A 21,487-nucleotide genomic window follows, 5' to 3' on the forward strand; every position below is an offset into this window, starting at 1 on the left:
CTACTAATCATAAATTTACATCATCGATGAGGGGGGCATAAAGCCTGGAGTTCATTATTTCACGAGAAAGCATTTTGTGAGTAGCTTTTTTCAAAACTTCTCTTTTATTTTTGATATCTTGTCAACATTGTCTTTAAACATCTCTCGTAAACTATCTAAAGTCTCCTGGTTTATTTTCTGAAATTCTTTAGGAGATATATCTTCAGCAATAACCGTATTTACCAATGTTTTGATACTATCAATAGCTTTGTTTACCTCTTCTGAGAGCATAATTAATTGGGCTTTTCGCTCACTAGCGGCTTCATCTTTGGGGGTTGCTAGCGCATCAATTTTTACAGCAATTTCAGCTTGTAATCCTTTAAGCTTTTGATCCAACCGCAGGATATTCTCATGCATTTCATCATCAATAGAGTCTAAAAATGTAAACTCTTTATGTTCATCACTCATTAATTATCCCCTCTCATAGCTTATTAGTATAAGCCTAGCGTATCGACTATATTTCGCCAAGCGTGCAAAGGATGCTATCATTGCATTTTTTCAGCGCCATGCACAATCATGTTGTTACATTATCTTTTTATCATGGGCATTTGTGTGGAAGCAATCACAGGTGCTATCGCAGCGGGCCGAAAAAAAATGGACTTTTTTGGAGTTATGCTTATTGCTTGTGTTGCAGCCCTCGGAGGGGGGACTGTGCGCGATGTGCTTTTTAATACATATCCTCTCACCTGGGTCGCTCATCCACAGTATTTACTTTATACCTCTGGATTTGCCTTTTTAACCATTTTTATTGCCCATTCCTTAGCGCGCATTATGAAGGTTTTTCTTATTCTTGATGCCCTAGGATTATCAGCTTTTGTGATTCTGGGCACTCAAAAAATGTTAGCGAATGGTTACTCCCCAGGCGTAGCGATCATCAGTGGCATGACCACTGGAATTTGTGGAGGCATGTTAAGGGATATTCTTTGCAACAATATTCCCTTGGTATTGCGTAAAGAATTATATGCAGTCATCGCCTTGGGCGGAGCATTATTATTTATTATTTTGACACACTTGAATGTTCCCAGGGATATCAATATTGTAATTACTCTACTTGCCATTTTTACTACGCGAGTCTTAGCAATTACATTTCACATTGAAATACCAAAATTTGACTATTCAAAAAGCTTGCGCAAACGGCGACGAAAATTGGATTAAATATATTAGGGGAGCGTCCTAACAAGGGCAGCTAAGAAAGCTGCCTTAAACCGGAGAATGTTTGCCAAACGATGTCAAATTTCACGAACTTCATGAATAACAATTTCTTCGAGAGGTACATCAGCATGCCCCATACGTTGGCCTGTTTTGACCTTCACAATCGCATCCACAACATCCATGCCTTCAACGACCTCTCCGAATACACAATAACCATAACCTTGCGCATGCTCTCCAGTAAAATTAAGAAAGGCATTGTCAGCAACATTGATAAAAAATTGTGACGTTGCAGAGTGAGGATCCATGGTTCTTGCCATGGCTATGGTACCGCGTTTATTTGGTTTAGCATGTTTAGCTTCATTCTGGATAGCTGCTTGAGTTGGTTTTTGCATCATATCCGAAGTCAAACCACCACCTTGGATCATAAAACCATCAATGACACGATGAAAAATTGTATCATTGTAAAATCCGCTACGAGCATAGCTAAGAAAGTTCTGAGCTGTCGTGGGGGTATTTTCTTCATCCAGCTGTAAACGAATATCGCCTTTTGAAGTGCTAATTAAAATCATTAAAAATCTCCTATATTTTTAAATTTCGGTCAGGATCAGATCGCGCATCTTAGCACAAACATCATGCATTACATGGATATTATGTATACTTGCCAATGCGGTAAATGAGCTAGCCTTTTGCTTAGCCAAGTGATGTAAAAAAGCTCTAGAATAATTTTTGCAAGTATAACATAAACAATTGGCCATGACGGGCTCTAAGTCGTTTGCAAAGCAAGCTTTTTTAATCTGAATTCGTTCATTTTCGTAAGGGCTTTCAAATTTTAACCAATTGCCATGTTTAACAATTTCGCCACAGTATAAAGCCCCGTGGCGTGCATTGCGTGTTGGAGCGACACAATCAAATATATCAATTCCCTCAGCAACTACCGCAAGCAGATCTTGAGGAGACATACCTACACCCATGGTATAACGCACCTTGTTTTCAGGGAGGACAGAACGTACCCAACGAATGACCTCAACGGTTGTTTCCATGTTAAAGCCTATTGTTTCCCCACCAATGGCAATACCATCGGTGTTCATAGAAGCTATAAACTCTGCACTTTCGCGGCGCAGATCTGCGAACACCCCGCCTTGAATAATACCAAACAAGGCTTGAGGTAAACCATAATGAGACGTAGGGTATTGTTGATGATAAGCAACCGACTGTTTAAGCCAACGATGTGTACGAGCCATGATGTGCTGCACTTCATCTCGCGAACAATGATCGGGTGTGCATTGATCAAAAGCCATGATGATATCAGCACCTATAATCTTTTGCGTTTCCATAGACATTTCTGGGGTCATGTGAATCAAGCGCTCACCACCGGGTAATTTAAAATGAGCACCCTCTTCATCAATGGTGCAAATTTCCTTATTTTTAGACAAACTAAACACCTGAAAACCGCCGCTGTCTGTCAACATAGGACCATGCCAGCCCATAAAGGGATGCATCCCCCCAGCCTCTTGAATAACTTTCATACCAGGAGAGCAGAGCATATGGTAAGTATTGCCCCCCAGAATAATTTGACTGCCAGCGGCTAACAATTCCTGGGGCATCATATTATTAACCCCTGCACGCGTACCCACCGGCATAAACGTAGGCGTGAGAAAAACCCCATGTGGAGTAGTAACACGAACTACCCGCGATTGGGTTCGGGAATGATTTTTTACAACTTCACAACGAAATGTATTGCTCATAGCCTGCTTTCTTGACTGTGGGGAATGGATGCATTAACGATTTATCTATCCTCGAATTACCGCGGCTTGACCGCGGTATCCATAACCAGATTGACACGATGGGCCCCGCGGTCGATGCCGCGGGGATTCGAAATCGCCTAACTTAACGCCATTTGGAAATGGATGATAGCCAAGTGATTGTTTATTTACTAGCGTTTGTTGACATTTTGCTAACCTGAGTAGTCAGAAGCCGACGTTTCCCGGCGTAGAGTCCAAAAGAAGAATACACCGGTTAGAAACATGAAAATGAAATATAAACCTGACCAGGCAGGCATCGATAAGCCAAGCCATTCCCAGTTTACTTCAGCGCAATCACCTGCTCCCCAAAAAAGAGCATGAAATACGTCTCTCCAGGGAAAATAACGGAGCAACACCTCTAGATCCGGCAAACAGGATGGAACCTGGCTCATTGGCAAAGATTGCAGCCAAAGCTGGCGGCCAGCAAAAAATAATCCAGCAGCAGCCACAATGATTTGCGAAATAGCTAGAATTCTAACCTTAGTTATTTGCTTGCTATACATGCCTAAAAGACCAATTATCACTAATAAAAAGACACAAAAACGTTGCATTAAACATAGGGGACATGGTTGTAATCCCTGTACATATTGAAAATAAAAAGAGCTAGCCAGGATTACCAGGCTCAGAGAGAAAAGTAAAATTTGCCAACGCTGAAAATTAACTTTTGTCATGATTGTGGCAACATGTATTGAACCGCGTTTTTAATTTCTTCATCGCTACAATCCATGCAGGTCCCTTTGGGAGGCATAGCATTTAGACCTTTGATTGCTGTAGTGGTCAGGCCTGCAAGTTTCTTTGCGTCTAAACGTGACTTCCATTGTGCAGCATCACGAAATTTTGGTGCCCCAGCAACCCCATCTCGATGACAAACCGAACAATAGCGCTCATAGGTTGCTTTCCCTGGAGGCTCGTCTTTAGCCGTTTGCGCGACAGTTTGAGTTTCTTCTTTAGGTGGTGTGGAACTAGGCACAGATGTTTTTTGTCCTTCTATATTTACTCTACCAATAGGTTTAATTCGTTGCTCAATCTGCTGACGATCAAAATCCTCACTAGCATAGAGGGATGCTGCTGCAAAAAAGAGCAATGCCAATACACGAAAATGCATATCTAACCTTTTTACTTCGGAATTGAAAAATCATACCGACAAGTAGAGTGTATTTCCAGTTTATCTACGATTGGATCTAAACAAGAAGCAATTCCTCAGCATCTAATTCTTCCAGATGGTGATGATAAGAACGGATTTTATTCTGTTGTACTTCAAATAGAGCAGGTCCCGATGCGTAGGCATAGAAGTAGACTTCATCAGAAACAAAACGCTGAGCAGGAACCAAGCAACTTGACCAATCATCCCACGCAGGAGTTTGGGTATTTGCTTGCCAAAAGCAAGGAATCTTTTCACCATTAGCAAGTTGATCAAGCACTTCATCACTAGCACCATTATCTAGAGCTAAATCATAGTGTAATTGCATATCCGATTCACTTTTGACGATAAGGAAACTCACATTGGCATCTTCATCTAACAGCAAAAAGCTCCCTGAATTATCAGCCAAATAATATTCAACAATTCTTCTTTCCTGACACAATTGCAAAAAAAATTCCGCAAATTTTTTATCATATAAACAACTTGGGGATGTGACTGACAACATGCGCACAATCGTATCTGACATAACCTGAAAATACTGCAGTTGCAGATCATAAATACTCTTAGTAATCAATTCAGATGCATGGGGATCACTTTTTTGAATATAGCGATGAATTAATCCTTCATTAAAGGCTTCAATAGCAAGCTTTTCGTCTGCTTGCCCCGTCAAAAGAATTTTTTTGATTTTTGTATTGTCAATACGACGACAAAACTCAATGCCATCCATTCCAGGCATAGCATAATCCACAACAACGACTGAAATCTCGGAAAACCGCCGAGGATTATATACTTCAGCATGGATCGCCGCTAAATTTAGATTCACTGTATGATTAGTTAATGGGCAATTTTGGGCTTCAGTATATTCAGTCAGACAGCGTTGACTAAGCATGTCAAGTTCACAGCCATTCTTATGGATACATTCCAGTGCATCAAAAGGAGAGTCAAAAACACGATAAGCCAGGCCTTCATCCAATTGCAATACAAAATTTAATAAAAAATCACGGCTATCGTCGATAAACAAGGCCGTGCTCGGAAAATAGCAGGTTGGTATAGAGAAATGTTGCATAGCTCCTCCTGAGCGGCGTTCCTATATGCAAAAGTTTGGATTAACTATCGATCAAACAAGCATTTATCTTTATAAAATAACATGAGTATATTTTTTTCCAAAATAAATCAAGAATGACGGGTGCGATTAAAAGTGCGGTTTTCTTGGTCGACGCCCCGCGGTCAAGCCGCGGGACGTCGAGAATTATTGGGAATTAAACCTTAAATTAAAAAAACCGCACTTTTAATCGCACCAAAGATGACTAGGGACGTTCCCTAGAGTTAATCCATTGCAGGAAATAATAAGGCAAATTGTGTATAACTTCCTTCCTCTGATTCACAACGAATATCGCCACCAAAACGATCCATTACTAATTTACAAAATGATAGGCCTATTCCAGTCCCCATAAACGTTGTTGTGTAAAAATGATTGAACAATCTAGAGAGTTGCTGGGAGGTCATCCCCTTGGCCGAGTCTCTGAAGTAAAGGATATTAAACTTCTCACCTCTTTCAGTCCATATACTGATTTCTCCTTTTTGAGCAGTAGCAATAACATATAGAGCATTTTTTAAAAGATTAAAAAGAACATGCTGCATCAATAATTTTGAGCCAGTGAAACTAAAATCCCCTTGCCAGGTAATTAAGGAACGTTCGTGCGGAGACTTGAAAGGATACCGACTCATAGCTTCTGTTAAACATTCAGCCATTGAACACGACTCTAAGATACAATTCTGCAAAGAATTTTCGCGGCCGGCTTTAATTAACAACATATCAATGATGGTATTTGCATAATTAATCTCACAAATGATTCGATCACTGATTTCTTCCAATTGCTGTAACCGACTCTCCCTAATAGTGACGTTTAATAGCCCATGCTCCTTTGCCAATTGATACCCCTTAAACAATTGTGGCAAATAGTGAGCCATTGCTTTTGCACCACTTTTGATCCCCAATAGAGGCGTTCGCAGTTCATGAGCTATCATACCAGCTGCAGCTGCCATCCCCGCCAAACGCTGCTGTTGCAACATCGTCGTTTTATAATTTACCGTAGAACCTGCAATGATTACGAAGAACAAAACAAGGGTCATTTCAACATGTTCTTCACCGAAATAAAGTTCTGGTGAAACAACATAATAACAAATTAAAGCCAATCCCCATCCCAAGACTAAAATCACGATTAGACTAAGCAGATCAACCAATAAAACAAGTAAAAAAACACTACACAACAAAGACATTGCCGAAATCACGCTGGCCTGATTCATTAAAAATGAGAAAGCAAAAAAGAAGGAAAGGGTGTATAAAATGGTCAAAAACCAATAGCCCGGAAGATAAGGCTTACTCACATTAGGCCAATAAGGGGTTAACATCAAACCTAAACCAAGTAAGCTCCCTACTAAACGCAGCCAAAGCGTTTCATAAGGCTGGGGGAACCATTCTGTCCATATCCAATAAAGCAAGGGAAAGCCAAAGAATGCAATTGCCCCTACAGCAACGAGTTGATGCGCAGCATTGGACAGACTACGCTGCATCGAATTATCGAGGTAATTGATAATTTTTTTTAAGTTTTTCATGCCTGAAATTTTCAGAACGTCCTTGATAACTATATTGTATAGCTGAGCTTAAGGATAAGCTACTTTTGCCCGTTTCTTGAGCGTCAATTAGTGCTATGATCGCGGCACAAAGTAACTGAGAGATAATGATGACCATAGAGACAATACGTATTGCCACGAGAAAAAGTCCACTTGCATTATGGCAGGCTAATTTTATCGCTGGCAAAATCAAAGAATTCCACCCCGCAATAAGGATTGAATTAGTGCCTATGGTGACTTCAGGCGATAAATTTCAAAAAGATAAATTACAAGCCATCGGGGGCAAGGGATTATTTGTTAAAGAACTCGAAGAAGCTCTGCTTGATAAGCGAGCAGATATTGCTGTGCATTCAATGAAAGATGTTCCAGCCACTTTTCCCGGGGGTTTGTGTCTTAATGTCATTAGTGAACGGCACAAACCTTCAGACACACTGATTTCAAAGGATCATAAAAAATTACAAGAATTACCTAAAGGAGCTGTGATTGGTACAACAAGCCTAAGGCGACAATCCCAGCTCTTGGCCTTTCGTCCTGATCTAGCCATTAAACCTTTGAGAGGCAATGTAAATACTCGCCTCGAGAAGCTAAATAATGGAGAATACGACGCTATTGTGCTCGCACTTGCAGGTCTAGAGCGTTTGGGTATGGAAGCAGTCATTAGTGAAATTTTAAGTGAAGAAGTGATGATCCCCGCCTGCGGACAAGGAGCGCTGGGAATCGAATGCCGAGAGGATGATGTCGCTTTGCAACAGCTCCTTGCTACTGTGAATGATCCTTTATCATCACTTTGTGTGCGTGCTGAACGCCATGTCAATGCCCTTTTAGGCGGGAATTGTCATGTTCCTCTTGCTGTCTACTGCAAGCCACTTGATAAACAAGACGTCTTTTTACGCGCGAGAGTATTGAGTCTCGATGGCAAAACAGTCATCGAAGATAGTCAACGAGGTTCACAATCTGAAGCCATGTTGCTAGCTGATCATTGTGTTCAGGCGTTGCTCGCGAAAGGCGCTAAAAAATTGCTTTGTGAGTCATGATGAGCCATGCATTGCAAGGTTTACGTATATTAAACACTCGGCCATTGCCTCAGGGTAAGACATTAAGTTATGCCATTGAAAACGCCGGCGGCACTGCTATTGAATGTCCTGCCCTCGCCATTGAAGGAGTAGAGTTTTTACTCCCTGTGTTAACACATTTCGAACAAGCCATTTTCATCAGTGCCAATGCTGTTGCTTATTGTTTCAGTAGATTGTTGCAACGAGACATTCATTGGCCATCAACGATTCATCATGTGATAGCCGTTGGTCAGGGTACGGCTAATGCTCTTCGGCAATACAGCGTTGGAGTCACAGACATTCCTGAAGAATCAAATAGCGAATCCTTACTAACACTACCCTCGCTACAGAAAATAGAAGGTAAAAATATTCTATTAGTTAAAGGTAAGGAAGGTAGAGGCCTGATTGCAGACACCCTGACTCAACGGGGTGCTCAGTTAAGTATCTTAGAGGTTTACAAACGCATCATGCCCAAGCATGATAAGGAATACCTTTATTCCTTGTGGCAAGAACAAGCCGTCGATATTATACTGTTTACAAGTGAGCAAGCCATGCAAAACATATTCGCCATGTTTGGGGAACCGGCTTATCGCTGGCTTTGTACTACTCCCTGTTTGGTGATTAGTAAGCGCTTGGCCAAAGCCGCCTCATTACTAGGGATGCAACAAATCATTGTGAGTAAACCAGAGGCCATCATAGATACGCTTCATCATTTCAACCAAGGACTAGTTCATGGCAAATAGCAATGAAGAACAACAAAAAAAATCCTCTGTAAAACCAACACCAACTTCGCCAAAAACTAAAGTGGAAGTTACTCAACCAGCAGCTCCCATTGCCACTACACCATCAACCAAAGGTTTTTCCTTTCATACCCTTGTTACTGTTGCAATCATCTTGGCAGTAATTGCTCTTTTTTGTTCCCTCTACAGTCTGAAGGCTAACCGTGACTTAAAAGAAGTAATAACAGAAAAGACTCAAAACGTTATTTCAGAATTGGATACACTCAGACAGCAACAACTGCAGACACAAGGCATTGAAGACAGTGTGACAAGCTTAAAACAAGCACAGGCCAAGCTACAAAATCAACTCAAAACTGTCGAAAAAGGGTTGCAAATCGCCATGCAGCAACGTCTGTATAAAAAAGAAGACTGGCTTTTGCTAAAAGCACGTTATTATCTAGAATTAGCACAGATCAACGCTCACTGGAGCGATGATCAACAAACAACCATTGCCATGTTAAAAGCCGCTGACGATTTGCTCACGAATGTATCCGGTCAGCAGCTTTTTGCCGTCCGCCAAGCCATTGCCCAAGAAATAGCGCAATTACAAGCCCTACCTAAGACGGATATTACTGGTCTTTTGAGTAAGCTTGATGCAGCACAAGACATGGTCGCTAAATTGCCTTTAAAACAACCGTTAAATAGCATGCAACCTGATATGGCTCAAAACGGTCTGAAACAGGGCTCCTCCGACTGGAAAGAGCAATTGCGTGCAAGCATTAATTCTCTCGAAAAATTGGTCGTCATTAGACGTCATGATGGAAGTATTCAACCCTTATTATCCCCACTACATCAAGCGATGCTGCAAGAAACAATCCGTATGAATTTGGAAGAAGCGCAATGGGCTATTTTGCAAAATAACCCTGCTGTTTATCAATCTGCTCTTACACAAGCCATAAAGAACATCAAGCGTGCTTTTGATGTGGATGCTACACCCACGCAAGCTTTACTTACGCAATTGCAAAACCTACAACAGAAAAAGCTGCTATTGTCGCGACCTGTCATCAATAAATCACTTCCTCTACTTAACCAAGTTATAGAGAGTAACCATTCTCCAACATTATCTATGCCCAAGGAAGGAGATAATCAGTAATGATACGGCTATTGATTGTTTTTTTAGTTTTACTTGCATCGGTATTGGTTGGGATTCAATTGAATCGCGATCCTGGATACCTTCTCATTGCCCTCAATCATTGGACTGTAGAGACAACATTATGGGTAGCAATAGTAGGCTTAATTCTTATCTTTTTTTTACTGCATGCGCTCTTATTAATCCTGGCAAAAGTCATCAAAAGTCCTGCCGCCTTACGGGATTGGCAAGCCAAACGTCGCATGCAAAAAGCACAAGCCAAAACACAAAAAGGTTTAATTGAATTTAGCGAAGGCTACTGGATGCAGGCTAAAAATCACCTAATTAAAGCGCTCCCGGATACTGATTCCCCTTTGCTGAATTATCTAACTGCAGCACGTGCCGCCCAGGAAATGGGAGATAACAAATTACGCGATAACTATCTGCGTGAAGCCCAGCAATCCATGCCCGACGCAAAAATTGCTGTCGAATTAACACAGGCACAATTGCAACTTGCCAACAAACAATGGGAACAAGCCTTAGCTACGCTCAGGCATTTGCAAGATTTAGCCCCCCAACACCCCTATGTTTTAAAATTATTAATGCGTCTTTACAAAGAAATTAAAGATTGGCCTCAATTAATCGCTTTGTTACCAGAATTAAAGAAAAACCATGTGATTTCAGGCGAGGATTTTGAAAAATTGCGTCATAACACTTATCTTCAAGCCATGTTAGAGCTTGCAAGAGCCTCCGATCCGAAAGCTTTAACCACGATGGTTGCTAAATTACCTAAGGCATTAGTTTATGATCCAGAACTCATGGCTGTGTATTCCTCCTTTCTAATCACACAAGGGGAAAATGCCAAAGCCGAGCACATACTACATCAATGCTTAAAAAAGGAATTCAATGAAAAATTGATAGGTTTATATGGCCAACTCAAATTAGGCGATGCACCTCTAATCTATGCTGAATCCTTGATTAAAAAAAATCCTGATTCATCCATCCTTTATCTCTCTCTTGGACGTTTAAGTGTAACTAATCATCTTTGGGGTAAAGCCAGGGGCTACTTTGAAAAAAGCATTAGCCTAAGACAAACACCAGAGGCTTATGCCGAGCTTGGGAAACTACTAGAAAAACTCAATGATCAACCTGGAGCTTGTGAAGCATATCGGCAAGGGTTGGTATTAAGTATCCAAAAAGAACAACATTACGGTTAATCAATCGGTACTACTAATTTTGACAGATAACGATCTCAAACGAGGGGTGGCGCGGAAGGAGGCTGAGAGATCCTCACAAAATTTAGACTGAAAAATGCGTTTGATCCAGTCTACGCTTGAATCGTTCGGACTGAGGAAGCGCGAAGCGCTGTCTTGAAGTCTCGGCACAAGGCCTTCGAGATGGGGCTTTGCCACTATTCCAATATCGGCTTGCACGCATCCTCACAAAAATCGAGGTTACGCTCTACTTGAATAGTCGCATGATGAATCTGATATTTATCATGGAGCATCTTTACTATAGATTGTCTAGCTTCATCTGTTAGTGGCTCTGCGGGCATCAAGAGATGCACTGATAGAGCATTTTCCTTCGTACTTATAGCCCAAATATGTAGATCATGAACTTCTATGACACCAGGCACAGCTTGTAGAGATTCACGAACCTTCATCCACGAGATACCACGTGGTACGGCATCAATAATCAGCTTGAAGCTATCAGCAAATAGAGCCCAGGTGCCTTTCATGATGAGTACAGCAATCAGTAGACCAACCACGGGATCTATCCAATGCCAGTGGGTAAAGTACAGAATGGTTGCGGAAACGACCACACCAACAGAAATTAAGGCATCATATACCAAATGAAGGAAAGCTGCTCGAATATTCAAGTCATCTGAGCCACGTAAAAACAAGGCAGCAGTTGCACCATTGACTAAAATACCAATGCTGGCAACAATGATTACCGAGATCGCTTGTACGTCTGTTGGTGAAAATAATTTATACATCGCCTCGGTGACAATAACCCCGCAGCTAAACACCAAAAGTACACCGTTAGCCAGAGCTGCAAGAATAGACGTTTTTTTCATGCCATAAGTGGTATGGTTGGTGGGAATCCTCTTTAATAAATTATTAGCAATCCAGGCTAGAACCAAGCTTAGAACATCCCCAAGATTATGTACGGCATCAGCAAGCAAACTGGTTGAATTGGCAATATAAGCAAAGACAATTTGCAAGAGAACAAATACACCATTAGCAATAATGGCAATCAAAAACGCGCGACTGAATTCGACGGGAGCATGATGATGGCCATGAGCATGTGAATGGCTATGTTCTTCCTCTTCTTGTTGACCAAAAATCATTCCTTCTCCTGGTTTTCGCAATCATCGGACCCATAATAATTGATCCCTATCTTTATGCGTTCTCGTTCATTCTGTTTGCGCCACAAATTGGTATCGCGTAAGGAGTAAACGCAACCACAGTATTCTTGCTTATAAAAATTTTCACGTTTAGCAATTTGATACATGCGTTCAGAACCACCATTCTTACGCCAATTATAAGTCCAGTATTCCATATTTGGGTATCGATTAGCCGCGCGGATCCCCGCATCGTTAATTTGGTTCATATCCTTCCAACGTGAGATCCCAAGGGAGCTACTAATCAGTGAAAAGCCATACTCATAGGCGTAAAGAGCGGTGCGCTCAAAGCGCATATCGAAGCAAACCGTACAACGCTTACCTCGCTCTGGTTCCCATTCAAGTCCTTTAATGCGCGCAAACCAATTGTCTTTATCATAATCGGCATCAATAAAGGGGATATGGTGCTTTTGGGCAAAAGCGATATTCTCTTGCTTTCTTATTTCATACTCTTGCACAGGATGAATATTGGGATTGTAAAAGAAAATCGAAAAGTTGATTTCTGAGAATAGCAATGCCTCCATGACTTCACCAGAACAAGGGGCACAGCAGGAATGAAGCAATAATTTATCCGCCCCGTGAGGCAGTACTAATTTTTCTCGTTCAGTCATTGGTCGTTACCTACAATAAAATGTTGGCGATAATAGACAAGCTCGGCAATTGAATCTTTGATGTCTTCAAGCGCCAAATGTTTTGACTCCTTGATGACACCATTTAATAATTTTGGACGCCAGCGTTTTACTAATTCTTTAAGTGTACTCACATCGAGGTTGCGATAATGAAAATAAGCAGCTAATTCAGGCATGTATTTATAAAGAAAGCGCCTGTCTTGACAAATGCTGTTACCACACATGGGTGATTTCCCTTTGTCCAAATAATTTTTTAGAAAATCAAGCGTTTGGCGCTCCGCTTCTGCTTCAGTTATTTGTGACTCTTTGACTCGCTTTATCAAGCCAGATTGATTATGTTGCTTTGTGTTCCACTCATCCATACCAGCAAGTAAAGCTTCATCTTGGTGGATTGCAAGCATGGGGCCTTCAGCCAAGATGTTTAATTGTGCATCAGTAACCACTGTGGCAATCTCAATAATATGATCCTTGTCAGGATCTAGACCCGTCATTTCTAAATCAATCCAAATTAAATTGTCATTGTTTTTCATTTTGTTTCCAAATTTGTTCAGCACAGCTAACACGTTGTTTATGAAGCGCGTCCTTAATCGCTTCACCTTGATAGCCTTGCGCAATTAATGCTTGTGCTGATATTTTTGTGCATTCTTTGAGTAAATGGCGCCAACCATCAGCTTGCTTGTACTCTTTTGTTGCAAATCCTCGTCCTCTGGCATCAGCTTCACACGCAAGCAGAAGTTTCTCAAACAAATATGGACGCCGAAAAGCATCTGCTTGCTCAAGGACTCTAATCTTGGTTTTTGCGCGAAGCTCAAATAAACGGTGAATACTTAAGTGAAAGCGAGAAACCGTTTCGGCAAACTTACGATAATCCGCCGGGATGCGCAAGCGCTCACATAATTCTTTAATAATAGCAACACCTCGCACTTCATGCCGAATATGGCTTGGCCATTTGCTCATTGGGGTTGCTGCTTTTCCAAGATCGTGTACAACGGCAGCAAAACGTATCATGGGGTCTGAAGAAAGAGCAGCAGCCATGTTTAGCGCCATGAGGCTATGGACACCGCTATCGATTTCAGCATGATATTTTACTGAATTTGGCACACCAAAAAGTGCGTCTATCTCGGGTAAAACAATCTTAAGAGCACCACAGTCTCTAAGGGTGGTAATAAAGACTTCAGGATTTTTTTCTTGCAAACTACGATACCACTCTTGCCACACACGTTCAGCCACCAAATGTGTCAATTCACCCCGTTTAACCATAGCGTACATTAACGCTCGTGTTTCATCCGCCAATTTAAATCCTAAATGATGATAGCGTGCAGCAAAACGAGCAATACGCAGAACACGCACAGGGTCCTCCGTAAAAGCGGGGGACACATGTCTTAAGATCTTGGCTTGTAGATCAGCCTGTCCATGATAAGGATCAATCAAATGGCCGTCTGTATCCATGGCCATCGCATTAATCGTTAAATCCCTGCGAAGTAAGTCATTCTTCAGACTAACGTGAGGATGAAACTCACATTTAAAACCGTAATACCCTGGACCCGATTTTCGTTCAGTCCTGGCTAAAGCATATTCTTCTTTTGTTTCGGGGTGCAGAAAAACGGGAAAATCACGTCCAACTTGCTGATAACCCAATTGCAACAGCTGTTCAGGAGTTGCCCCAACCACAACCCAATCACGTTCTTTGATTGGATAACCTAATAATTTGTCTCGAACAGCTCCACCTACCAAATACACTTTCATTTAATGGTTTTGCCTCACGTTTTGACGGGTTTAACCGCTAACAAATGCAATATATTAAGGACTGAACAAAGAAATCAACTTGTATGATAAAATTATCAGAAGAAATCATTAGGGCCAACTCTTTGGATCGCTGGCAATTATAGACTATTTTTATTAACGATGAGTAAAAGACGAGTAAATAAACAGCAATCGGCACGCATTCAAAAGATGCAAGCCAACTATCGCCAATCACCAGAGACAGACTCCTCTTCTCTACAAGGATTAGTGCTCACACGTTTTAGTCGACATGCAGAAATTGAGGATAGTGATGGAAAGCGAATTCACTGTTCCATCCGTCCTAATATTGACTCCATCGTTGCTGGCGATCGGGTTGTCTGGCATCCTAAAGGCATTGACCAAGGCGTTGTGGTTAGTCGATTTCCTCGTGAATCAATCGTTGGCCGTCACGATAAAAGAGGGGATTTTAAACCCGCTGCTGCGAACATTACCCAACTCATGGTGGTGGTTGCTCCTAAGCCTGAATTATCCTGGACGCTATTGGATAGTTATCTCATCATGGCGGAATCCTTACAACTCAAAATTTGTATTGTACTGAATAAAATTGATTTACCTTGTGATGCGATCCAACAAGAGCTATTAAATGTTTATCAGCCATTGGGTTACCCCATTATTCTGACCAGTAAGGAGCAGAGCGATCATCACCAACCGTTGAAAAATGCACTTAATGGGCAGATCAGCATATTTGTTGGACAGTCAGGAGTTGGCAAATCTTCCTTAATTGCTGCCATTTTGCCACATGAATCAAACATTCAAATTGCAGAGATCTCTTCAGGATCCGAATTAGGCTGTCATACCACAAGTAATTCGCGGCTATATCATCTTCCTAGCGGCGGAGCACTGATCGACTCACCAGGAGTAAGAGAAATAGGCCTGTGGCATATGCCATTAGGCGAAATAGCGCAAGGATATCGAGAATTCAGGCCTTTTCTTAGACAATGTAAATTTCGTAATTGTGATCATAAACAAACCCCAGGTTGTGCCATCATTACAGCTCTTGATAGAGGAGATATAGGTCGAAAACGTTATGAGAATTTTGTTAGGATCACAGCACAATTTATGAAATAAATGATCTTCGTCCAGTAGCCACACCTGCTGCTATTTTAAGTTATGAGCGACTAGTAAATTTTAGCCCAATGATCGCAATAACAATAAGAGCGATACAGAAAATTCGCGTGAAATTAGTAGATTCGCCAAGAAAATAAATACCATAAAGTACTGTTCCAACTGCTCCAATACCCGTCCAAATAGCATAAGCAGTTCCAATAGGCAGTTCTTTTAATGATTGAGCAAGAAATGTAAAACTTAATAACATGGCAAAAACTGTTATTAAAGAAGGATAAAGCTTTGAAAACCCTTCGGTATATTTCAATTCTATTGCCCACACCACCTCAAAAGCTCCAGCTAGAATCAAATAAATCCATGCCATGAATTTCCCTTAAAAAAATTATTAGATAACGTCCTTAAATCAATAAACTTATCTTCTAAAAAAGTTGTTGAACAAGTGGAAGTTCAGGCACAGTTATATTTTTCTCAGCTTTTGGAATAGTGACTCGCTTCTTATCAAACGAATCTAAATAATCACACAACGCCGAATTAGCCTCAAATAATTCCGGATGTTGAATGCACTCTCTTAATAATGCAAACACCTTATTGATGGCGTCTTTCTGTGTCGCATCGATGGTATGAGACATAGAAAGGCTTCTGTGCAACAATCCTTTTATTGCCTTGAAGCTTAGATTGTATACTCCTGGATCCACCCCAAATAGCCCTTGGGACGTATTATTACGCACACCGAGTGCCGATAATCTATGAACTAAAAAATTGCTAAGCTGTTGGATAAAATCACCCTCACTTACAGGGCCAGTGGTTCTTCTTAAGGTACCAAGTATCTCCTGTCGATGCTTAAACGATAAGACATCAGAATTCAACAATTTATTAAATTCAATATTAATATGTACCCATTTTAAACAATCATTTTGCGGTTGTAGCAGCGTTTGGATTAATCTCTCTAGGAATTTTTCTACAAGGGCTTTGCCCTTAATTTTACTTAGAGATGGTACAAGAACAACCAAAATAAGCTTAGGGTCAAAACAAAGACTTTTTTCTGGTTTAAACATGCTTTCATCTTTGATCGATTTTAACCACGATATCGTATCTTCATAACGTGTATATTTAGTCTTCAAATCCGTTTGAGCAAGCGCTTTTTCAACTATCCGATTGATAACGTAAGTATAAATAAAGCGCATTTTACTTAAGTCACCAAGCTCAAGTGCCAACTGTACGGCTTTCAGCAATTCGCTTCCTGTTTCTGTCGTTGTATTGCTATGACCACTAATATGAAGCGGAACCCCAGTAAGCCACAAATAACTAAAGTTATGTGTCATCAAAGAAACAACAATGCTTAGAGCTCGCTTCGTAGCCTCTTCTTCACTAATATGATCCCAATCACGAAAAACATGTTTAGCCGAAGCAAGACGCATCTCATTAAGAGCTGCCAAGGGCGCTTCTTCTATATCCAGACGGAATTTAATTTCAGGATCATAGTCAATGACTAGCTTGGCAAAAAATTGACTTGCCACAGCAATGCATTCACGTCCCTCAGAGTTCTCAGTGGGATCCTCGTTAGGATCTTGTATGGCTGCGATGATTTCAGAGACACGCTTTTTTTGACCCCGCCACACAACTGTATGTGCATAAAGTCGCGCAAATTCATCAGCAGGCAGAGCATTAACAAATTCCGCAAATTTAAGATATGACGCCTCAGCAATTTTTTCTTGATCTTTTGTGATCTTATGGCCCAAACGAAGAGCCTTTGGATTTAAAGTCCCATTAACCAGATCTCTCAATGCAAGAACTGTCCGCTTACTTATCGGAGGAGCAATTTCCTCGTTAGCGACAACTTGTAAATAATATTCATACACTTCCACTGCTGCGAATGGCAAACGACTTAACTCTTTCGTGGATAACATCCGAGGTGTATCGGCAGTACAACAATAAAAAGTACCGTTTGACTGATGATTTCTAACACAATTTGGAAGATAAATTAGCTCAGTTTGATCTTCGGATAAAATAAAATAAGACAAAGGATAACTGGTTATATTTTCCAACGTCACAGGATCAGTATCCCGTTTTAAGGTCGGAATTAGCAGTTTATAGTAGTTACCATCAATAAAACCAGCCCCCGCTAAATACTGCGCTAAGCGAATCCAGGATCGATTTTCGCCATCTTGTTTGCGCAGATAATCTTTTGGGCTATCGATAATATGCTCCCAGCGTAAACGATATATCTCCTTTATATTTTGAATAATTTCTTCTGTTATTTGTCCTGTTTGCTGCAGAGCTTTTATCAGTTGTTTTACTTTGTGTCTGACCGGTTCTATTCCTAAATCCAATTTGGAAACCAATTGAGTTAGATGTGTAACATCCAAATATTGTCCTACTTTTAATGTTTCATATATGGGCATTAAATTTTTACATTGACTGATTAGCGTTGGATCGCGTCGACATAACCATCTCGCTACGTCCATAAGCTTTTCTTCCAAGCCTTCAGTACTTTGTAAGCAATCCAATAAAGCATCAATTAGGTAATAATTACGTTTCTTACCGTAGATTTCTATCCCATAGAAGTGATTAATTTCCTGCAAGGGACAAGACTCTAATTCCTTAATGAAAGCATCGAATTTCTTTTTAAACTCTCCTGAATCACTCCTTGTCGCCTTGGCATCAAAATAACTTTCAATCACCCCTAGCAGAGTAGGCAACAAATGCTCTGGACATTTACCCTTTTGTTGCCATGTGGGTGCAATGCGGCGTATCAAATAGTCCCAAAAATTGGCATAGATCTCATTGTCGATTTGTTTGGCTAATTCGTCCCCTTTCTTAGAGCGAATTCTAAACATTTCTTTTAGTGTCAATGCACGAGGGTTCGTTTTTTTATGGTCATAAGTTAAAAATACAGCTGCGGGTTGTTGTAATCTTTCAAAGAGCCCCTGAATTCTATGCCAAGTTCCATCATCGGAAAGATAAATAGAACGAGGATCTTGATCTTGCTCCAAACGAGAAAAATTATCAGGATCGGATTTATTGGTAATCACCGGAATGAGTATGACAAAATAATGTTGCTGCTTGAGCTCAAGAGCTAAGTCCTTAGCTAAACGAATCCATTCTACATTATTACCTCTAGGATCGAAGGTGTAGTCATCTTGCTTGTCAGCTATTTCCTTCCATCGCTCAGCAAAACGATCTCGAATCCAACAAAGCTCCTCCTCACTTAAACTATCATTCGGATCGCGTTCAGGAAGGGTTTGCTCTGAAATGACATTACTAGATAAAGGATATTTAGTTTGAAAGGCTATTAGTAAAGCTTTGTCTGCTGTTCCTAATTGCTGTTCAATGCTTACCAAAGCGCTGATAAATTCATGAACTCGACTAACTAACATACTGCTCTACATCCTGTAATGGTAATTAATTCTATTGTATTTATCACAAACTTACGAGCTTCATTCGTGTACTCTTTTTATTCTCGCAGCATACCACAAACAATGAAATTGAGAATCATTATTATTCATTTTTTTCACCGCAAGCTAAGTAGTGTTCTTTGTTAAGTATTTTTTGGAAAAAAAAAGCGGCACGAGGGCCGCTAGTAAAAAGCCCTGGCGATGACCTACTTTCACATGAGGAAACCTCACACTATCATCGGCGCTGGTCTGTTTCACTACTGAGTTCGAGATGGAGTCAGGTGGTTCCAAACCGCTATGGTCGCCAGGAAAAACGGTATTCTGCTGGTTTAATCACCAGTCAGGTTGGTAAAGATAATATTCGGTAACACAAGCTTTTCTTCTGTCTTTTATTGTTTGGCCATACACCCAAAGCAATTCAGGTTATATGGTCAAGACAATCAGCCAATTAGTACGAGTTAGCTTCACACATTACTGTGCTTCCACACCTCGCCTATCAACGTCGTCGTCTTCAACGGGCTTCAGGGGAAAACTCATCTTGAGGGAGGCTTCCCGCTTAGATGCTTTCAGCGGTTATCCCGTCCGAACTTAGCTACCCGGCAATGCAACTGGCGTCACAACCGGTACACCAGAGGTTCGTCCACTCCGGTCCTCTCGTACTAGGAGCAGCTCCTCTCAATTTTCCTACGCCCACGGCAGATAGGGACCGAACTGTCTCACGACGTTCTAAACCCAGCTCGCGTACCACTTTAAATGGCGAACAGCCATACCCTTGGGACCTGCTTCAGCCCCAGGATGTGATGAGCCGACATCGAGGTGCCAAACACCGCCGTCGATATGAACTCTTGGGCGGTATCAGCCTGTTATCCCCGGAGTACCTTTTATCCGTTGAGCGATGGCCCTTCCATTCAGAACCACCGGATCACTAAGACCTACTTTCGTACCTGCTCGACCCGTCAGTCTCGCAGTCAAGCACCCTTTTGCCTTTACACTCTTGGTACGATGTCCGACCGTACCGAGGGTACCTTTGTGCTCCTCCGTTACTCTTTGGGAGGAGACCGCCCCAGTCAAACTACCCACCATACACTGTCCTCATCCAGGATTACTGGACCAAGTTAGAACCTCAATAATAACAGGGTGGTATTTCAAGGTCGGCTCCATGCGAACTAGCGTCCGCACTTCTTAGCCTCCCACCTATCCTACACAGTCATCATCAAAGTCCAGTGCAAAGCTGTAGTAAAGGTTCACGGGGTCTTTCCGTCTAGCCGCGGGTACACTGCATCTTCACAGCGATTTCAATTTCACTGAGTCTCGGGTGGAGACAGCGTGGCCATCGTTACGCCATTCGTGCAGGTCGGAACTTACCCGACAAGGAATTTCGCTACCTTAGGACCGTTATAGTTACGGCCGCCGTTTACCGGGGCTTCGATCAAGAGCTTCTCCGAAGATAACCCCATCAATTAACCTTCCGGCACCGGGCAGGCGTCACACCCTATACGTCTTCTTTCGAATTGGCAGAGTGCTGTGTTTTTAATAAACAGTCGCAGCCACCTGGTCTCTGCGGCCTTCTTCAGCTCATTGCGCAGGCAACTCACCAAAAAAGGCGTACCTTCTCCCGAAGTTACGGTACCATTTTGCCTAGTTCCTTCACCCGAGTTCTCTCATGCGCCTTAGTATTCTCTACTTGTCTACCTGTGTCGGTTTGCGGTACGGTTCTCTATAAGTTATGGCTAGCAGCTTTTCCTGGAAGCAGGGCATCAATGACTTCTCTGCACCCCGAAGGGTCAGAACCACTCAGCACCTCAGCGTTAACAAGAAACCGGATTTGCCAGGTCTCTCCGCCTACATGCCAGTACCGGGACAACCACCGCCCGGCTCACCTAGCCTTCTTCGTCCCCACATCACCACTTATAGAAAGTCCAGGAATATTAACCTGGTTCCCATCAGCTACGCTCTTCAGCCTCACCTTAGGAGCCGACTCACCCTGCTCCGATTAACGTCGTGCAGGAATCCTCAGACTTCCGGCGAGAGGGTTTTTCACCCCCTTTATCGTTACTCATGTCAGCATTCGCACTTCTGATACCTCCAGCAAACTTCTCAATCTGCCTTCATCAGCCTACAGAACGCTCCCCTACCACGTGTATCTCTACACATCCGCAGCTTCGGTGGATGGTTTTAGCCCCGTTACATCTTCCGCGCAGGCCGACTCGACCAGTGAGCTATTACGCTTTCTTTAAAGGATGGCTGCTTCTAAGCCAACCTCCTGGCTGTCTATGCCTTCCCACATCGTTTCCCACTTAACCATCACTTCGGGACCTTAGCTGGCGGTCTGGGTTGTTTCCCTCTTCACGACGGACGTTAGCACCCGCCGTGTGTCTCCTGTGGTTCAATTGGCCGGTATTCGGAGTTTGCATCGGTTTGGTAAGCCATGACAGCCCCCTAGCCGAAACAGTGCTCTACCCCCAGCAATCACCCACAAGGCGCTACCTAAATAGCTTTCGGGGAGAACCAGCTATCTCCGGG

At 42.0% G+C, this 21,487-nt stretch carries 19 protein-coding genes and 2 rRNA genes (1 of these 21 cut by a window edge); 6 read left to right on the forward strand and 15 right to left on the reverse strand.

Annotated elements, in window-relative coordinates; translation table 11 throughout:
* Positions 1–90: 90 nt before the first annotated feature.
* Positions 91–447, reverse strand: coding sequence for a hypothetical protein (locus CKV79_RS11435; RefSeq protein ID WP_028373201.1), 357 nt, complete (start codon positions 445–447; stop codon positions 91–93).
* 108 nt (positions 448–555) lie between these two features.
* Between CKV79_RS11435 and CKV79_RS11440 the strand changes: the two genes are divergently transcribed.
* Positions 556–1,194: a trimeric intracellular cation channel family protein gene (locus tag CKV79_RS11440; protein ID WP_028373202.1), complete on the forward strand. Its 639-nt coding sequence runs from the start codon at positions 556–558 to the stop codon at positions 1,192–1,194.
* A 74-nt stretch (positions 1,195–1,268) separates the two neighbouring features.
* Here the strand turns inward: CKV79_RS11440 and CKV79_RS11445 are convergent, their stop codons facing one another.
* The 6 genes from CKV79_RS11445 to CKV79_RS11470 all read right to left on the reverse strand — a co-directional run bounded on the left by CKV79_RS11445 (position 1,269) and on the right by CKV79_RS11470 (position 6,750).
* Positions 1,269–1,760 carry a peptidylprolyl isomerase gene (locus tag CKV79_RS11445; protein ID WP_028373203.1) on the reverse strand — a complete coding sequence of 164 codons (492 nt, stop codon included), beginning with the start codon at positions 1,758–1,760 and terminating at the stop codon, positions 1,269–1,271.
* Between the two features lie 18 nt (positions 1,761–1,778).
* The gene (gene tgt, locus CKV79_RS11450) at positions 1,779–2,936 is read right to left on the reverse strand and encodes a tRNA guanosine(34) transglycosylase Tgt (RefSeq protein ID WP_028373204.1); all 1,158 of its coding nucleotides are present in this window, start codon (positions 2,934–2,936) and stop codon (positions 1,779–1,781) included.
* 209 nt (positions 2,937–3,145) lie between these two features.
* Positions 3,146–3,664, reverse strand: coding sequence for a disulfide bond formation protein B (locus CKV79_RS11455; RefSeq protein WP_028373205.1), 519 nt, complete (start codon positions 3,662–3,664; stop codon positions 3,146–3,148).
* Entirely contained in the window at positions 3,661–4,098 is a 438-nt protein-coding gene (locus CKV79_RS11460; protein ID WP_028373206.1) for a c-type cytochrome, read from the reverse strand. The genes CKV79_RS11455 and CKV79_RS11460 overlap by 4 nt, the downstream gene beginning before the upstream one ends.
* 76 nt (positions 4,099–4,174) lie before the next feature.
* Positions 4,175–5,200, reverse strand: a complete 1,026-nt coding sequence (locus tag CKV79_RS11465; RefSeq protein WP_028373207.1) for a response regulator — start codon at positions 5,198–5,200, stop codon at positions 4,175–4,177.
* 260 nt (positions 5,201–5,460) lie between these two features.
* Entirely contained in the window at positions 5,461–6,750 is a 1,290-nt protein-coding gene (locus tag CKV79_RS11470) for a sensor histidine kinase (protein WP_028373208.1), read from the reverse strand.
* A 128-nt stretch (positions 6,751–6,878) separates the two neighbouring features.
* Here CKV79_RS11470 and hemC point away from each other — a divergent pair, with 128 nt between their 5' ends.
* Genes hemC through CKV79_RS11490 form a run of 4 tightly spaced genes read left to right on the forward strand, consistent with a single transcriptional unit; the run spans position 6,879 to position 10,885 of the window.
* Complete coding sequence (gene hemC, locus CKV79_RS11475; protein ID WP_028373209.1) at positions 6,879–7,802, forward strand: hydroxymethylbilane synthase; 924 nt, start codon at positions 6,879–6,881, stop codon at positions 7,800–7,802.
* A complete protein-coding gene (locus CKV79_RS11480) occupies positions 7,799–8,563 on the forward strand; it encodes a uroporphyrinogen-III synthase (RefSeq protein ID WP_231950117.1) in 765 nt (254 codons plus the stop codon). The genes hemC and CKV79_RS11480 overlap by 4 nt, the downstream gene beginning before the upstream one ends.
* Positions 8,553–9,692 carry a uroporphyrinogen-III C-methyltransferase gene (locus CKV79_RS11485; RefSeq protein ID WP_028373211.1) on the forward strand — a complete coding sequence of 380 codons (1,140 nt, stop codon included), beginning with the start codon at positions 8,553–8,555 and terminating at the stop codon, positions 9,690–9,692. Before CKV79_RS11480 ends, CKV79_RS11485 begins: the two co-directional genes overlap by 11 nt.
* Positions 9,692–10,885, forward strand: a complete 1,194-nt coding sequence (locus CKV79_RS11490) for a heme biosynthesis HemY N-terminal domain-containing protein (protein WP_028373212.1) — start codon at positions 9,692–9,694, stop codon at positions 10,883–10,885. The genes CKV79_RS11485 and CKV79_RS11490 overlap by 1 nt, the downstream gene beginning before the upstream one ends.
* Positions 10,886–11,079: 194 nt before the next feature.
* Here CKV79_RS11490 and CKV79_RS11495 read toward each other — a convergent pair whose 3' ends face one another.
* From CKV79_RS11495 to CKV79_RS11510, 4 genes are read right to left on the reverse strand one after another with little or no spacing between them, the layout of a single operon-like run.
* Positions 11,080–12,018: a cation diffusion facilitator family transporter gene (locus tag CKV79_RS11495; protein WP_028373213.1), complete on the reverse strand. Its 939-nt coding sequence runs from the start codon at positions 12,016–12,018 to the stop codon at positions 11,080–11,082.
* Positions 12,015–12,683 (reverse strand): epoxyqueuosine reductase QueH, encoded by a 669-nt coding sequence (locus CKV79_RS11500; protein WP_028373214.1) that lies wholly within the window; start codon positions 12,681–12,683, stop codon positions 12,015–12,017. The genes CKV79_RS11495 and CKV79_RS11500 overlap by 4 nt, the downstream gene beginning before the upstream one ends.
* Positions 12,680–13,231: an oligoribonuclease gene (orn, locus tag CKV79_RS11505; protein WP_028373215.1), complete on the reverse strand. Its 552-nt coding sequence runs from the start codon at positions 13,229–13,231 to the stop codon at positions 12,680–12,682. Before orn ends, CKV79_RS11500 begins: the two co-directional genes overlap by 4 nt.
* Positions 13,218–14,447: a multifunctional CCA addition/repair protein gene (locus tag CKV79_RS11510; protein ID WP_028373216.1), complete on the reverse strand. Its 1,230-nt coding sequence runs from the start codon at positions 14,445–14,447 to the stop codon at positions 13,218–13,220. Before CKV79_RS11510 ends, orn begins: the two co-directional genes overlap by 14 nt.
* A gap of 159 nt (positions 14,448–14,606) precedes the next feature.
* On the opposite strand from CKV79_RS11510, the gene rsgA reads away from it, so the two are divergent.
* Positions 14,607–15,572, forward strand: a complete 966-nt coding sequence (rsgA, locus tag CKV79_RS11515) for a small ribosomal subunit biogenesis GTPase RsgA (protein WP_028373217.1) — start codon at positions 14,607–14,609, stop codon at positions 15,570–15,572.
* A gap of 40 nt (positions 15,573–15,612) precedes the next feature.
* Here the strand turns inward: rsgA and sugE are convergent, their stop codons facing one another.
* From sugE to CKV79_RS11535, 4 genes are all read right to left on the reverse strand, one after another.
* Positions 15,613–15,933 carry a quaternary ammonium compound efflux SMR transporter SugE gene (sugE, locus tag CKV79_RS11520; protein ID WP_028373218.1) on the reverse strand — a complete coding sequence of 107 codons (321 nt, stop codon included), beginning with the start codon at positions 15,931–15,933 and terminating at the stop codon, positions 15,613–15,615.
* Positions 15,934–15,988: 55 nt separating this feature from the next.
* A complete protein-coding gene (locus tag CKV79_RS11525; RefSeq protein ID WP_028373219.1) occupies positions 15,989–18,946 on the reverse strand; it encodes a hypothetical protein in 2,958 nt (985 codons plus the stop codon).
* A gap of 211 nt (positions 18,947–19,157) precedes the next feature.
* Positions 19,158–19,273: ribosomal RNA gene (rrf, locus tag CKV79_RS11530) — 5S ribosomal RNA — on the reverse strand.
* A 118-nt stretch (positions 19,274–19,391) separates the two neighbouring features.
* A 23S ribosomal RNA gene (locus tag CKV79_RS11535) occupies positions 19,392–21,487 on the reverse strand (it continues 797 nt past the right edge of the window).

Origin of the sequence: Legionella lansingensis (assembly GCF_900187355.1) — a bacterium.
GTDB lineage: Bacteria > Pseudomonadota > Gammaproteobacteria > Legionellales > Legionellaceae > Tatlockia > Tatlockia lansingensis.